This window comes from Streptomyces sp. NPDC055189 (assembly GCF_053606765.1).
This window is the reverse complement of the sequence record NZ_JBSGSG010000006.1, coordinates 132801-146532: the sequence shown is the minus strand read 5'-3', so window position 1 is coordinate 146532 and position 13732 is coordinate 132801. Positions and strand designations below refer to the sequence as shown.

14 protein-coding genes and 5 pseudogenes are annotated in these 13732 nt (G+C 67.2%); 11 read left to right on the top strand and 8 right to left on the bottom strand.

Features of this window, described 5'->3' with window-relative positions:
* Positions 1-257: 257 nt before the first annotated feature.
* Positions 258-722: a hypothetical protein gene (locus tag ACWFR3_RS06970; RefSeq protein ID WP_453733508.1), complete on the bottom strand. Its 465-nt coding sequence runs from the start codon at positions 720-722 to the stop codon at positions 258-260.
* A gap of 179 nt (positions 723-901) precedes the next feature.
* Between ACWFR3_RS06970 and ACWFR3_RS06965 the strand changes: the two genes are divergently transcribed.
* The 4 genes and pseudogenes from ACWFR3_RS06965 (at position 902) to ACWFR3_RS06950 (ending at position 3758) form a co-directional block, all read left to right on the top strand.
* Positions 902-1438, top strand: coding sequence for a GNAT family N-acetyltransferase (locus tag ACWFR3_RS06965; RefSeq protein ID WP_453733507.1), 537 nt, complete (start codon positions 902-904; stop codon positions 1436-1438).
* Positions 1435-1894, top strand: a pseudogene (locus ACWFR3_RS06960) (transposase); the annotation flags it as partial. The gene ACWFR3_RS06965 and the pseudogene ACWFR3_RS06960, both read left to right, overlap by 4 nt.
* Positions 1895-1960: 66 nt before the next feature.
* A complete protein-coding gene (locus tag ACWFR3_RS06955) occupies positions 1961-2566 on the top strand; it encodes an SMI1/KNR4 family protein (RefSeq protein WP_453733506.1) in 606 nt (201 codons plus the stop codon).
* Positions 2567-2819: 253 nt separating this feature from the next.
* A complete protein-coding gene (locus tag ACWFR3_RS06950) occupies positions 2820-3758 on the top strand; it encodes a MerR family transcriptional regulator (RefSeq protein WP_453733505.1) in 939 nt (312 codons plus the stop codon).
* A 65-nt stretch (positions 3759-3823) separates the two neighbouring features.
* Here ACWFR3_RS06950 and ACWFR3_RS06945 read toward each other — a convergent pair.
* A pseudogene (locus tag ACWFR3_RS06945) lies at positions 3824-3976 on the bottom strand (ATP-binding protein); the annotation flags it as partial.
* 84 nt (positions 3977-4060) lie between these two features.
* A complete protein-coding gene (locus tag ACWFR3_RS06940; RefSeq protein WP_453733504.1) occupies positions 4061-4300 on the bottom strand; it encodes a hypothetical protein in 240 nt (79 codons plus the stop codon).
* 274 nt (positions 4301-4574) lie between these two features.
* Here ACWFR3_RS06940 and ACWFR3_RS06935 point away from each other — a divergent pair.
* From ACWFR3_RS06935 to ACWFR3_RS06920, 4 genes and pseudogenes are all read left to right on the top strand, one after another.
* Positions 4575-4685, top strand: a pseudogene (locus ACWFR3_RS06935) (hypothetical protein); the annotation flags it as partial.
* Between the two features lie 280 nt (positions 4686-4965).
* Positions 4966-6090 carry a transposase gene (locus ACWFR3_RS06930; RefSeq protein WP_453733503.1) on the top strand — a complete coding sequence of 375 codons (1125 nt, stop codon included), beginning with the start codon at positions 4966-4968 and terminating at the stop codon, positions 6088-6090.
* Positions 6091-6133: 43 nt separating this feature from the next.
* A pseudogene (locus ACWFR3_RS06925) lies at positions 6134-6723 on the top strand (SMI1/KNR4 family protein).
* Between the two features lie 479 nt (positions 6724-7202).
* A pseudogene (locus tag ACWFR3_RS06920) lies at positions 7203-7345 on the top strand (IS630 family transposase); the annotation flags it as partial.
* A gap of 14 nt (positions 7346-7359) precedes the next feature.
* On the opposite strand, the gene ACWFR3_RS06915 reads toward ACWFR3_RS06920, so the two are convergent.
* The 3 genes from ACWFR3_RS06915 to ACWFR3_RS06905 form a co-directional block, all read right to left on the bottom strand.
* Entirely contained in the window at positions 7360-7746 is a 387-nt protein-coding gene (locus ACWFR3_RS06915) for a VOC family protein (RefSeq protein ID WP_453733502.1), read from the bottom strand.
* 134 nt (positions 7747-7880) lie between these two features.
* Complete coding sequence (locus ACWFR3_RS06910; protein WP_453733501.1) at positions 7881-8648, bottom strand: SDR family NAD(P)-dependent oxidoreductase; 768 nt, start codon at positions 8646-8648, stop codon at positions 7881-7883.
* 340 nt (positions 8649-8988) lie between these two features.
* A complete protein-coding gene (locus ACWFR3_RS06905; RefSeq protein ID WP_453733500.1) occupies positions 8989-9903 on the bottom strand; it encodes an alpha/beta fold hydrolase in 915 nt (304 codons plus the stop codon).
* Positions 9904-9943: 40 nt separating this feature from the next.
* Between ACWFR3_RS06905 and ACWFR3_RS06900 the strand changes: the two genes are divergently transcribed.
* A complete protein-coding gene (locus tag ACWFR3_RS06900; protein ID WP_453733499.1) occupies positions 9944-10513 on the top strand; it encodes a cupin domain-containing protein in 570 nt (189 codons plus the stop codon).
* Positions 10514-10528: 15 nt separating this feature from the next.
* On the top strand, positions 10529-10927 hold the full coding sequence (locus ACWFR3_RS06895) for a helix-turn-helix transcriptional regulator (protein ID WP_453733498.1): 399 nt from the start codon (positions 10529-10531) through the stop codon (positions 10925-10927).
* 192 nt (positions 10928-11119) lie between these two features.
* On the opposite strand, the gene ACWFR3_RS06890 is transcribed toward ACWFR3_RS06895, so the two are convergent.
* Complete coding sequence (locus ACWFR3_RS06890; RefSeq protein WP_453733497.1) at positions 11120-11920, bottom strand: NADPH-dependent F420 reductase; 801 nt, start codon at positions 11918-11920, stop codon at positions 11120-11122.
* Positions 11921-12098: 178 nt separating this feature from the next.
* On the opposite strand from ACWFR3_RS06890, the gene ACWFR3_RS06885 reads away from it, so the two are divergent.
* Positions 12099-12950, top strand: a complete 852-nt coding sequence (locus ACWFR3_RS06885) for a helix-turn-helix transcriptional regulator (protein WP_453733496.1) — start codon at positions 12099-12101, stop codon at positions 12948-12950.
* Between the two features lie 80 nt (positions 12951-13030).
* On the opposite strand, the gene ACWFR3_RS06880 is transcribed toward ACWFR3_RS06885, so the two are convergent.
* Complete coding sequence (locus tag ACWFR3_RS06880; RefSeq protein WP_453733495.1) at positions 13031-13480, bottom strand: hypothetical protein; 450 nt, start codon at positions 13478-13480, stop codon at positions 13031-13033.
* Between the last annotated feature and the right edge of the window lie 252 nt (positions 13481-13732).

Here is a 13732-nt window from a genome sequence, read left to right as displayed (position 1 = left end):
GGTACGGCCTTGGCGCGTGAGACGGGCCTGACGCCACGCCATCTGAGCTCGGGGCCGGCCGCGTGGCAGGGCGAGTCACAGGTCCGGCCGACGGACGCCCGGCAGCGCGGCAGCGCGGCAGCGCGGCAGCGCGGCAGCGCGGCAGCCAATTCGCGCGCCGCGTGGATTTCTGCCGGTGCCGGACCGTGCGGCGCGGGGTCCTGGAATGCCGACGGGGCCCGGTGCCACGGTCGGCTCGGGCAGGATCGCTGCAAGGATCATTTGTCTGCCCCTCCCCGGCGCGGCGGTGACGGACAGGCGGTGTGGTCGGCGTGCCCCCGGGTACGGCGGGCCTCCTTCAATTCCGCCTCGTACAGATGTGACCGTCCCCCGGCGAGCTCGCGGCACACCCGCTTTTCGACGTCGGTGAAGGGCCGGTAGTACGTGGCGTCGTAGGCCTCGATGATCTGGAACGTCCAGTGGCCGGGAATGACGTTGCGCCCCACGATCTCCCGCTCCACCAGGTCCGCCTGCATCGCGTGGCCGGCAGCCCGTAGCTCCTCGACTGCCGCGCCCAGCGTCAGGTCCGCGCCCCCGGTCAGCTGGTGGAAAGCAAACAGATGTCCGCGGGCCCGCTCGACGGTCTCCAATGCCTGCGACAGCGTCCCCAGAGCCTTGACCGTCGCGTCGCTGACGCCCTCGGGCCGCGTGTGGGCGGCATCAGGCAAGTTCTCATCTCTCATGGCATCGCTCACGGCGACCACTCTGCCCGGTGGTCCGCGGCCGCGGCGGTCGGCACGACCAAACAGAGTCGGCGGATCAACACACTTCGCACAGGCGGCCGCGGGGGAATCCCTCCCCCGGCTACGAGCGGGCGGGCCCTGTCGGGTAGCGGGGCGCCAGGCGGCATAGGATGCGCCGAATGGCGCACTCCAACTACCTCCTGCGAGGACCCCGCGTGGCCATACGCCGCATCGCGCGGCACGACTACGCCGAGATCACCACGCTGGCCGCAGCCAGCGCGGAGACACACCGCCGCTGGCTCGGCACGCACGAGCACACGCCGGAAGCCTTCGAAAGACGCCTCCAGCGCTTCGAACAACCCACCCATGACGGCTTCGTCATCTGCCTGCACAGCACCGGCGAGATCGTCGGCGGCGTCAACATCAACAACATCGTCCGAGGCGCCCTCCAGAGCGGGACCCTGGGCTATACCGCCTACGCCTCGACCACCGGCCGCGGCTATATGACCGAAGGACTGGGCCTCGTTGTCCGGCTCGCCTTCGACCAGCTGGAACTGCACCGGCTGGAAGCGAACATCCAACCGGCCAACACGTCCTCGCTGAACCTCGTCAAACGCCTGGGCTTCCGACAGGAGGGCTACTCAACCGCCTTCCAGCTCATCAACGGCGAGTGGCGGGATCACGAACGCTGGGCCATCACAGCTGAGACCGCCTGAGCACGAAGGTGCACCTTGTCAGCGATAGCCGTGCACGGCCGCTGGCCCTTGTCATCACCCCCGGGCAAGCGGGCGACGCACCGGCCTTCGGGGCCATGATGGCAGGCACCCGTGTCCCGCGAGGCGGGCCGGGAAGGCCACGGACTCGGCCCGATGCTGTTCCGGGCTGACCGCGCGTATTCATCCCACGCGATCCGGAATCATCTCCGCCAGCGTGGGATCCGCGCCGTCATCCCTCAGCCCTCCGATCAGGTTGGCCACCGGCCGCGGCGAGGCCGCGCTGGCGGCCGCCCGCCGGCCTTCAACACCGAGGCATACAAGCAGCGCAACGCAGTCGAGCGATGCATTGACCGGCTCAAGCAGTGGTGCGGGCTCGCCATGCGTACCGACAAACTCGCCATTGCCTGCCAGGCCGCACTCCACCTTGCCTCCATCCTCATCTGGGCACGGTGCTAACAACCGCCGGACCAATTTCTGGTACGCCCGGATATCGTGCACCAGCGCGAAACGGCAGGAGGACAGGTGGCGGGACGAACCGGCGTAGAGGCTTTGCAGCAGACTCTGCCCAGCGATTGGGGTGCGGACGAGCAGGTGGATTGGGCCGCCGCTGAAGCCCAATTGGGCGCTTCGCTTCCCAGCGACTACCGCGACTTCATGGCTATCTACGGTGGTGGCTGCATCGACGACCTGATCGTCCTCCCGCCCCTGCCCACCGGGAACGGCTGGGGCGCATCGATCGCCGGTCACGCTGTGGGATTCCACGAGCTGTGGGCCACGGAGGGCGGGGCACCGGGGGTTGAACTGGGGGCGGACCGGGTCCTGCCTTGGGGCAGTGGAGGCAACGCGAACGAACTGGGCTGGCTAATGGCTGGCCCGAACCCGGACCAATGGCCTGTGATCGTCTGGAGGAGGCATGACGATCCTCGTTGGGCGCTGATCGACTGCGGTATGGCCGAGTTCCTCCGGCGACTCATGGCTGCTGAATTCGACGAATGTCCCCTCAGCGACCTCTCGTTGTGGGGACGAGTGGGCACCTTCGTTCACCACGAGGAGCAGGAACGACGGTTCCACGCGGGCCTGGATCCGATGGCTGGCGAACCAAACCCCTACGCGGACATGTTCGACTGACGGACAGCGACATCTGCACTCAAAGAGGCAGGCCCTAGTTGACCATGTGGCTTCGTTAACTTGTAAGGACAGCGTTTGTCGACGAGTTTCAACGGCGATCAGTGGCCAGGGAGCCCGCGAGTGTTCACGGGAAATGACGGCACTTCGGGAGATCTAGTGCGGTCCCTGTCGGGACACTGACGGCGCGGTTCGGTTCAACGGGAGGAGGCAACCGCTTGTGTCTCCAGTAGGGGGAGACAGCAGGGTGGAGCACATGAACGGCGACGCGCTCTACGCGATTGGTGACCTTGCCCGGCGAACCGGGCTGACGGTGAAGACCATTCGGTTTTACTCCGACGCGGGGATCGTGCCGCCGACCGACCGAAGCCCGGCCGGTTACCGCCTCTACGACATTGACGCCGTCACACGTCTCGACCTCGTGCGCACCCTGCGCGAACTCGGGCTGGACCTTCCCGCGATCAGGAAGGTGCTCGACCGGGAAGCCTCGGTATCCGAGGTGACGGCGGCACACGCCGACGCCCTGGATGTGCAGATCCGCACGCTCCTGCTGCGTCGGTCAGTCCTGAGGGCGGTGGCCAAGCGGGGCCCTACACCTGAGGAACTGGATCTCATGCACAGACTCGCCAAGCTCTCCGACGAAGAGCGACAGCGGCTGGTGACCGACTTCATCGACGACACCTTCGGCGGCCTCGACGCCAACCCCGAGTTCGTGGCGATGATGCGTTCGGCCATGCCACAACTCCCGGACGATCCGGCTCCCGAGCAGGTCGAGGCGTGGATCGAACTCGCCGAACTCTGCCAGGACACGGACTTCCGGGCCTCGGTCCGGAAGATGGCCGAACACCAGGCGGCGGAGCGCGCGCAGGGCGACACGACCGGCCTGCACCACGACCTCACCACGGCGGTACGTGAACAGGTCGGCGAAGCTCTCGCGGCGGGAATCGAGCCGACGTCCGCGGAGGCGGCGCCGGCCGTCGACTCCCTCTCCGCGCTCTACGCCGAGTCGTTCGAGCGTGCCGACGACGCGGAGCTGCGACGTTGGCTCGTCCGCCGTCTGGAGGCCGGTGCAGACCCGCGGGCGGAGCGCTACTGGCAGCTTTTGTCGACCGTCAACGGCTGGCCGGTACCGCCTACTCTCGCGCCGGTCTTCAGTTGGTTCATCACCGCTCTGCGCGCGCAGCTGAGCCGATAGCACGCCGCGCAGCCCGGGCATATCTGCCGCAGGGATGGCGGACCGCAGAGCAAGTGGAGAGGGTGTCAGTTGGCCCTTGCCTGCTCTTCGGCGCGGGCGCGGGTGGTGGCGAGGCGATAGGAGTCCGTGCCGGTCTCGATGATCGCGCCGTTGAAGGTGAGTCGGTCGACGATGGCCGCGCAGAGGCGGGGATCGGTGAAGGTCTTGGTCCAGCCGGAAAGAAGGCAGCCGTAGCAGGCGGCAGGCGCTGTCGATAGCGGCGTCGGCGGCCTGCTCGGTCAAGCCTCGCTGGCGGGGCAGGGTCACGGTGCTTCTCCCTCAGGGTGGCCGCCGCCGGTGCGGCGGCGTCGGAGCAGTTGGTCATAGGGGGTCACCGACGGCAGCGGCCTGGTGTCCGGGGGAAGGTGAGCGAGTCGCCATTCGTGCAGGGACGTCACCGTCGCCGACTGATTGCCGGAAGCCAGCCGGTCGGCCGCTGGGGTGGGTTCGGTCTCGGCGTGGGCGGCTTTGCGGGCCTCCAGCGCGACCGCGTCCGCAGTCATGGCCCCAGCCCGCAGGGCTGCGGCCAGGCCGGCGACGCCATGCTCGTGAGGCAAGTGACGCCCCAACAGGGGGTCTGGTCCACTTGGTGTGGCCGCGTACGCAGTGTGACTGTCGATCTTCTCGTGAGGGTGGCTGAGATAGCCCGAAAGTCGCCCGCCTGGTGGGCGGCGTGGTCGACTGTGCTGCACCGTGAAGGCAGTATGGCCGCAACTCAAGGAGTTGCTGTTCTCCTCGTTGGAGAACGTGTTGGTGGAGTCGGTCAGGACGACCGGCATGGTTGTCCGGGTGGAGGCTCGGAGCGCTGCCCGGCAGGCGAACTGCCCGGGCTGCGGGCGCCTGTCGGGGCGAATACATGGTTCCTATCTGAGATTTCCGCACGATCTGCCGACGGCGGGCAAGTCCGTCGTGGTGGCACTGCGGGTGCGCCGGTTCGTCTGCGCGGAGAGCTCTTGCCCACGCAAGACTTTCGTCGAGCAGGTGCCAGGGCTCACCCGCCGGTTCGGCGGGCGAACGGAACGGCTGCGATCCACGCTCATCTCGGTCGGCCTCGCGCTCGCGGGCCGGGCCGGGGCTCGCATGACGGATGCCTTCGGGACTCCGGTCAGCCGCAACACCCTGCTGAGACTGGTCACGTCGCTCCCGGATCCGCCTATCGCCGCGCTCCGTGCGGTCGGCGTGGACGAATACGCCCAGCGCAGGGGACAGATCTACGGAACGGTGCTCGTCGACGTCGAGACACGTCGACCGATCGATCTCCTGCCCGACCCGGGAGGCCGACACGCTGGCGGCCTGGCTCGCCGAGCGACCCGGTATCGAAATCATCTGTCGCGACCGCGCTCCCTTCTTCGCCGACGGCGCTACCCGTGGTGCCCCGCAGGCTCTCCAAGTCGCCGACCGGTGGCACCTTTGGCACAACCTAGGCGGAGCCGCCGAGAAATGCGTCTACCGGCATGGCGGCTGCCTACGGCCCATGCCAGAACTACTGGAGGAGCCCCAGGAGGAGCCGGAGCCGGCAGCGTCATCGCGCTGGCCGACAGGGCACCGCTTCGCTGAACGCACCCGCGCCAAGCACGCCACCATCCACGCTCTCCTCGCTGCCGGTCACAGCAAGCGGTCCGTCGCCCGGCAACTCGGCATGACACTCAACACGATCCTGCGCTTCTCCCGCGCCACCACTCCGGAGGAGATGTTCACCGGCCAGTGGCAGAACCGCCCGACCAGGCTCGACGCCTACAAGCCCTACCTCGATCAGCGTTGGCAACAAGGCTGCACCAACGCCTGGAAACTATGGGAAGAGATCAAGGAACAGGGCTATCCCCGTGGCTACGCCGGCGTCCGCGCCTACGTCAGCAGGAACCTGCGCGGCAAGCCCCAGCCGGTCGGACCCCGCCCGCCATCGGTCCGCGCCGTCACGCGCTGGATCCTCACCCACCCCGACGCCTTGCCCGAAGGCGACCGGATCCAGCTCAAGGCCGTCCTGGCCCACTGCCCCGAACTGACAGCACTCGCCGAGCACGTGCGCTCCTTCGGTGACATGGTCGCTCGTCTCCAGGGCGACCAGTTGCCGACCTGGATCGAAGTGGCCTCTTCCGCTGCCGACTTGCCCAGCCTCCGGCACTTTGCCCAGCACCTGGAACGCGACCTCGACGCAGTCATCGCGGGCCTCACACTGCCCTGGAACTCCGGCGTCGTCGAAGGCCACGTCAACCGGATCACGATGCTCAAACGCCAGATGTTCGGCCGGGCCGGCTTCGCTCTCCTGAGGAAGAGGGTTCTTCTGGCCAGCTGACCACAGCCACCCATAGTGTGACGGGGACGAGAGAAGATGCACCATGGATCCCCGCATACCCCGCCTGCGTCGCAAGCTGGCCGCGATCCCGTTCCAACCACTGCGCAGCCACTCCTTCGGAGAAGAGCAACACAAGTTCCGCCTCGGTCCGAAGCTGGCAGAAGCACGCCTCGCTGCGTTCGAGGCCGAGCACGACATCGCCCTGCCCGACGCCTACCGGCACTTCCTCACACACATCGGCGGCTCAGGCGCGGCACCGTTCTACGGCCTCATGCCGCTGAAGCGGTGTTCCCTGCTCGTCATGAACCCGCGCGCGGAACCGGGGACACCCCGTGGATTCGATGACGCAGAACCCGGGGGGGGCACGGACGCGACCTCTTCCTCCACGTCATCGAAATGGGCTGCTCCGACGTATGCGTCATCGCGGTGACCGGTCCCCTCACCGGCCGCGTTCTCATTGGCAACAGCGACGGGTTCTGGGGCCCAAACGTCTCCTCCGCCACCGACTTCCTCGACTGGTACGAACGCTGGCTCAACCACATGAGCGCCGGACGCGACAACCGGGCCCTGGAACTCACCTCACCCCAGCTTCGTGCCCATCCTGACAGGCATCGCCTGGCACCGAAGATTTGACTCTACGTAACCACTCCACGGAGACCAGACCCACCACTGCTCGATAAAGCCAACCATGCCTATTCCAGCATCAACAGGAAACGCAGCGTCGAGATATCCCACCGGCTCTGAACAGCCGGGAATCGATCGCCCCTACAACGGGCAACGACCTCCACACCCCACCCTCAGGTACTGATCAAAGCCACTCAAGGTGCGGCGGGGCGTCTCTTCCAGCGGCGCCCCATTACCGAGATCGCACCATCTACCGGCACCGCTTCGTGTCCTTCGCTCTGACAGACAAGAGCCCCGGCGAGGCCAGGAGCAAGTTCACGCACGAGACACAACCCAAGCAGACGTGTACACCTTGCTGAGAACAACAGCGCCCGTGGCAGGAATGCTGACCACCTGTGCCCGTAGCACGCGTCTGATGATTTCCCGGGTGGTGCCGGTCTGTCGGCGAGCGGAGGACACACGTGTCGGTGGATGAGTCGAGGCGAGATCGCGCTCTGCACGCCTCCCTGCCCTGGCGCGACCAGAACGCCGGCACCCAAACGTCCTGGCCGCGCAACGCCGCGAACGCACCCGCGTTCGGAGGCAGAAAGGCATCCGCGAGGGAGGCCGCACCGCCGCTGCAGCGGCCTGAGCAGCACCGGATCGTTAGGAGGGCTCCTTGTGGACGGCTTCGATGTTGTTGCCGTCCGGGTCACTTACGAACGCACAGTAGGCGCGGTACTCGCTCCACGCGCGGGGCCCGTGCCGGGCGGCGCCCCCGGCCGCTACAGCAGCCGCGTGACAGGCGTCCACCGCATCACGGCTGGCCGCTGTGAACGCGATGTGCACCCCCCTGGTGACGGCGCCCTCCCCGCGTTCTAGGGACAACGACGGCGTGTCCCGCTCCGGACTCCAGTACTCGGCGATGCCGTCGGCCCGGTAGCCGACTCCGATCCCCAGAGCTTCCAGCGCAGAGGTATAAAATCGTTCGCTGGCCTCGAAATCCGAGGCGAACACCCCGAGGTGATGAACGAAGGACGTCGTTGTTCCCATGGGGAGCGAGCCTACGGAACAACAAACGAGCGGCATGCTCCGACGCTCGACCTTTGCCGCTGCCAGAGGTCGCCCCGGGCCAGCTCCGGCGCGCCCGGTCCGTCTGCCCGTTCACCACGGTGCTGCTACCTGGGTCAGAGCTTGTAGCCGCCGCTTGCTTCGATGACCTGGGCGGTCACCCAGCGGCTTTCGTCGGAGGCAAGGAAGGCCACGACTGAGGCGATGTCGGCGACTTCACCGAAACGTCCCAGGGCAGTGTCGGCCTCGATCGCCGCCGTCACCTCGGTGTTCTCGCGGACGGCCGCGTTCATGTCGGTACGCACCCAGCCCGGGGCGACGGCGTTCACCGTGATGCCGCGGGGCCCCAGCTCCATCGCGAGGGCATGGGTCAGGTTGTTGATGCTGGCTTTGGCCATGGAGTAGACGGGGACCGCCTGCATCGGCCGCGAGGCGGCGCCGGAGGAGACGTTGATGATCCGTCCTCCGTCCGCGAGGCGGCTCAGCGCTGACTGGACTATGAAGAAGGGCGCGCGAGCGTGGACTGCGAACATCGTGTCCCAGCTGTCGGGCGTGGTGTCCGCGAGGCCGCCCCAGCCCGAGTTTCCTGCGTTGTTGATCAGCAGGTCGAGCGTTCGGGTCCCCGTACGCTGTAGGAATTCGTCGTCGAGTCGCGTGAACAGGTGCGGAATGGACTCTGCGTCGACGAGGTCCGCGTGGAGGGCGAAAGCGCTCCCGCCTGCCTTCTCGATCGTTGCGACCGTCTCTTCGGCGCCCTGCTTGCTGGCGTTGTAGGTGAGTGCGACGAGGGCGCCTTCCTGCGCGAGGCGCTCGGCTATCGAGCGCCCGATACCGCGCGAACCTCCGGTGACGAGGGCGGTCTTTCCGGCGAGCGACTTTGACACGGGTAATTCCTTACTGAGAAGAGGATTTGTCTGATGGTGGAGCGTTACTGCGCCCTGCTTCGGCCGATCTGGGCGGCGAGCACTGCAGGCAGGCGGGCTTTTGTTGATGTCCGTCGGGTCGGTTCATGCCGTCCGGGCGGCCCGTGTGCCTCACTGTGAGGGATATGGCTGAACGCATTCCTTAACGTGAAGTCCGAGAGACGTTACTGATCGTCCAGGAAGGGGAGCGGCGGCAAGAGCCGCTCCCCTGCGGGCAACCGCTGCGTGGACAGGGCGGACTTGCGGGGCAGGTCGTCCGGGGCCCGGTCTCGCGAACGGGCTCAGGACGTGTCGGTCGGCGTCAGTTGCCGCGACGCTCGCTCTGGCGGTCGCCGAGCCATTTGATGACCTCGCGGTTGAACACATCGGGGGCGTTGCGGGCGATGAAGTGCCCGGCGCCTCCAATGCGCTTGAGGGTGAAGGGGCCCTTGATGAACTCGCGGCCGGTGATCAGCTGCTCGGGGCCGATGTAGGGGTCGTTCATCGAGTAGAGCTGCAGGACGGGCACCGTCACGTCGGGCAGGGGCTCGGCCTTGGGAGCGGCGTCGGGGTTGACCGTGGCGTGGTACCAGTTGAGCCAGCTGGCCTGCAGGCCGTTGGGCCGTTCCCAGTCGGCGATGATGTGCTCCATGTCCGGGTGCCAGTCGAAGAACTCCCTCGCCAGAGCCCAGTCGTCCGCGCGGAGCGCCTCTTCCGCGGCCTCGAACTGGAAGTAGGACATGTACCAGGACCGCTTGCGCTGATCGAGGGCGGGATCGATGAAGAAGCCGTTGAGGTGGCTGACGTTCTCCGAGATGAGCCCGAGGACTCGCTCGGGATTCAGGGCGGCGAGCATCCACAGCGGGAGGCTCCCGCGGTCGCCGCCCTCGACATAGAACTTGTCGATTCCCAGGGCGTCCACGACCGCCAGGGCACGCGCGTAGTCGTGGTGGCCCGCGTAGAGTTCCGTGTTCTCTGGACGGTCGGATCCACCGGCACCCAGGTGCTCCGGGATGACCACGCGGTATCCGGCCCGGACGAGCGCGGGGACGTTGAACCGGAATTCGAGCGAGTTGTGCGGGGCGCCGTGGAACATGACCAGGGTCGGCGCGTCGGCCGGTCCCTCGTCGTACACCCGCAGCTGATGGCCGAGGGCATCGATCATCTTGTAGTTCTTGCTGGACAGTCCGTCTGGGGGGTGGGTGCCGGTTGCGGGCACCGTCTGTGCGTTGCTCATGGGCTTAACCGTAGGAGCGCACGAACGTATGATGAATAACGTGGCTTCCAAGAAACTTTACGCATCGTCCAGACGGGACGGGGCTGTCGGATCAGGCGACCCGATCGTCGACGTGCTGCGCCTGCTGCGCACGCAGGCGGTCGTCCCGGCACGGGTGCACGCCGCCTCGCCCTGGGCCGTGCGCTTCGATCCCTATACGCATGTGAAGCTGGGCGTCGTCCTCGAGGGCGAGAGCTGGATGGCCCTCGACGGCTGCGAGCCGGTACTGCTGCGCAAGGGCGACTTCTTCCTGCTCAACAACCCGCCCTCTTACACACTGGCCAGCACCCTCGATGCGGAGCCAGGCCGGATCACTGCTTTTCACGAGAGCGAGAACGACGGCGAGGTGCGCATCGGCGCCCGGGCCGATGAGGACACCTACGTCTGCTGCATCGACTTCGTCTTCGAGCAGGCCAACGCCTCCGTGCTCTTCGACGTGCTGCCGCCCATCGTTCTCGTCCGGGCCGGCGACCCCCGCGGAGCACTCCTGGCCAATCTCTCCGCCCTCACGGTCGCGGAGATGGAATCCGCCGGCGTCGGCCGATCCCTGGTCCTGGAGCACCTCGCATAACTCATTCTCGTCCACATGCTGCGCGTCCACGCCGATCAGACCGATCATCCCGTCGGCTGGCTCGGGGCACTGGTCGAGGACGGCATCGGGGCAGCCCTGCGCGCCATGCATGCGGACGTGGGCCGGCGCTGGACGCTCGACGAGCTCGCCGCGATCAGCCACATGTCACGTTCCGCGTTCGCCGCGGCGTTCAAAGCCAAGGTCGGCACAGCTCCCCTGACCTACCTCATCGAATGGCGCATGAGCCTGGCCCGTGACGCGCTGCGCAGTGACACCCGCTCCATCTCCGAGCTTGCCGCCGCAACGGGCTACGAATCCGAGAGCGCCTTCAGTACGGCATTCCGGCGCGTAGTCGGGGCTTCTCCCCGATACTTCCGCGACGAGGCACGCCAACAGGCAGGGGCGGTGGGATAGCCGGCACTCGGCTCGCACCGCAGCCCTGTACATCGAGGTGTGGTGTCGTGCGGCCGGCGAGCGCGGGTAGTCCTCCGCGGTGAGTCCCTGTCCGAGGGGCAGGGACTCACCGCATGCCGATCCGGCGTTGGTGGGAAGGACTGCGGAATCAGCGCAGGAGTGCCGCAGGACGGCACTCGGCGCGCCCGGATCTTACTTGTTTACGGTGTTGGCGCTCGCCTGGTCCATGAAGATGGCGACGTGGGCGGGAGGCATCCCTGCCAGCGTGCCACCGACGGGTGACGGTCGTTCCGCGCCGGCGATCATCGTGCGGGCGGCTTCGGGCGAGACGGGCGGGACCGGGTGCTCGAGGTAGAAGCGCTTCTCCTCATCCCCGGTGATCCCGTCGGGGATGGCAGGGGCGTAGGGCCAGAAGTAGATGGGTGTCTCGGGCTCGATCCGCCAGCTCTCCGCGAGCGAGCCGGCATCGACCACGTCGTAGCCGACCGCTTCCAAGAACCGCGTCACCGCCTTCTTGGCAGCAGGATCGTCGCCCGCGATCGGCAGGGTCGTCCGTTCGGCGTCGCCCTTCGGACGGGCGTTGGAGTACATGTGGTTCCAGTCGAGATTGTGCAGGCCCTTCACGACCAGGGAGTCCTGGAGATGCCGCTGCACGAGCTCACTTGAGGTGAGCTTCCCGGCATCGAGCTCGGCGTGACGCCAGAACTGCGGGTAGTAGTTCGTCTGGTCCAGGACGACCTTCCCGGCCAGCTTGTCGGCCGGCAGCGCCTCGAAACTCGCGAGCGGGACAGGAAGGGCAATGATGTCGCCGGCCTCGATCGCTTCATCGACCGTTGCGGCGCGCGCCAGCGGACCGAGCTCCCGCACGAGTTCCGCGATCGACTCCGGGCCGCGTGAGTTGCTGAGCACAACGCTGTGGCCAGCGGCGACAGCCAGCCGGGCGACGGAGCCGCCGACCAGACCAGAGCCGATGATTCCGATGGTGGGTGTCATCCCTGGTATCTCCTTGTTCAAAAGGCGCCGTCAGCGGGTGGCAAGGTGCCGCCGTGCGTCTGGCGCGCTTGGACTGACACGTTGATACTCGGGCTGGCCACAGGGGTGCACCAGGCGCTGTCGTCCCTGGTAGCGCCGGTACCACCCAGCTCCTCACCAGCAGGCTCATACTGGATTCATGACCACCCACACCGAACTCGGCCCAGCTCTGCGGGCGTGGAGAGAGCGCATCGGCCCGGCCGTGGTCGGTCTGCCGATTGCAGGCAGCCGACGAGTTCCGGGCCTGCGCCGTGAGGAGCTGGCGGTCTTGGCCGGCATCTCCGTCGACTACCTCGTACAGCTCGAACAGGGTCGCGCGAAAAATCCCTCGCCCCAGATCCTGGCGGCCTTCGCGCAGACGCTGCGGCTCAACGCCGTGGAACGCGAACTGCTCTACCGGCTGGCAGGAGCGGTCGTCCCGCCGTCCGGGACAGTGCCACGTGAGGTGCCGCCCGGGGTTCAGCGCATGATCGACCGGATGAGCGACACCCCGCTGGCCGTCTTCACCGCCTCCTGGGACATCGTGCAGAGCAACCCGCTCTGGGGCGAGCTGTTCGGCAGCCCCGCCGTAGCCGATGCCCGGTCGAGCAATCTGATCTGGGGGCACTTCGCCGCCCTGCCTGCACCTGGCGCTTCCCGCATCGAACGCGGCGCCGCACACGCCGACGCCTTTGAACGCATGATGGTGTCCGACCTGCGACGGGCCGCCGACCGCTACCCCGACGACCGCGCCGTCACCGAGCTGATCAACGGACTCCGAGAGACCAACCCGCGCTTCGCCGATCTCTGGACCCGCTACGAAACCCTGCCGATCGGGCGTTCACACAAGACGGTTGTCCATCCCGACCTCGGCGAGATCGTCCTCGACTGCGACATCATGACCATCGAACGAGCCGACCTGCACATCGTGTTGAACTGGGCCGCTCCGGACACCGGCGCGGCCGAGAAGCTCGCCCTGCTCCGCGAGCGCGCAGCCACAGCAGCACGCTGAACACCGGCACCACACCGGGTGCGGCCATTGAGCTCAACACACCGGGCTCGACAGGGAATTCTGGTGATCGGGCTGGGGGTCTACCAGGGCGGGCGGGTGTCGCGGAGTGCTGGCGGGGTCTGGTCGGGCAGGGCTGTGCCCTGGTCGGTGCGCAGCAGCATGCCCGGGTCGGGTTCGAACTCTTCGTCGGGCGGTGCCGGCTCGTGGAAACGTTCGGTGCGCGGGATCGTGACTTCCACCAGCCGGCCTTCCTGGAACATCCACAGTCCGAAGCAGTCGTCGTCCTGGTCGCGAAGCAGCACTTGCACCGTGGGCGGATGCGGCCACGGCAGCGACTCCAGGTGCTTGAGCAGGCCCTTGCGGGCGCGCATCTTGTCGAACTCCAGAGCCCATCCGAACTCATAGCCCCAGTGCCCCGCGATCGGCACGAAGCGGCCTCGCCACGTGCGTTCCGGGTCGTCCCGGGTCAGCGGTTCCATGACCTCGTCCGACCAACGGGCAAGCACGATGACCTCTGCATCTCTACTCATGACGGAGTATCACCGCATCCGCACAATCTTGCGCAACCAAATTCCTCGGCCGGCCGGGCATGGCGGCCGTCGGCGCTGGCTACTTGTGGCCCACCGGCGCAGATCGCAACACGGCGCATGCGCCGCACTCCTTCGTCCCTCAACTCGGCTCGGCAGGCACCGACCGACGTTGGTCGTCATCACCACGGGAAGTGGCGTAGCGGACCACAGCTGGCTGCAAGACCGCGAGCAGCAGACATGCGAGTGCCATCG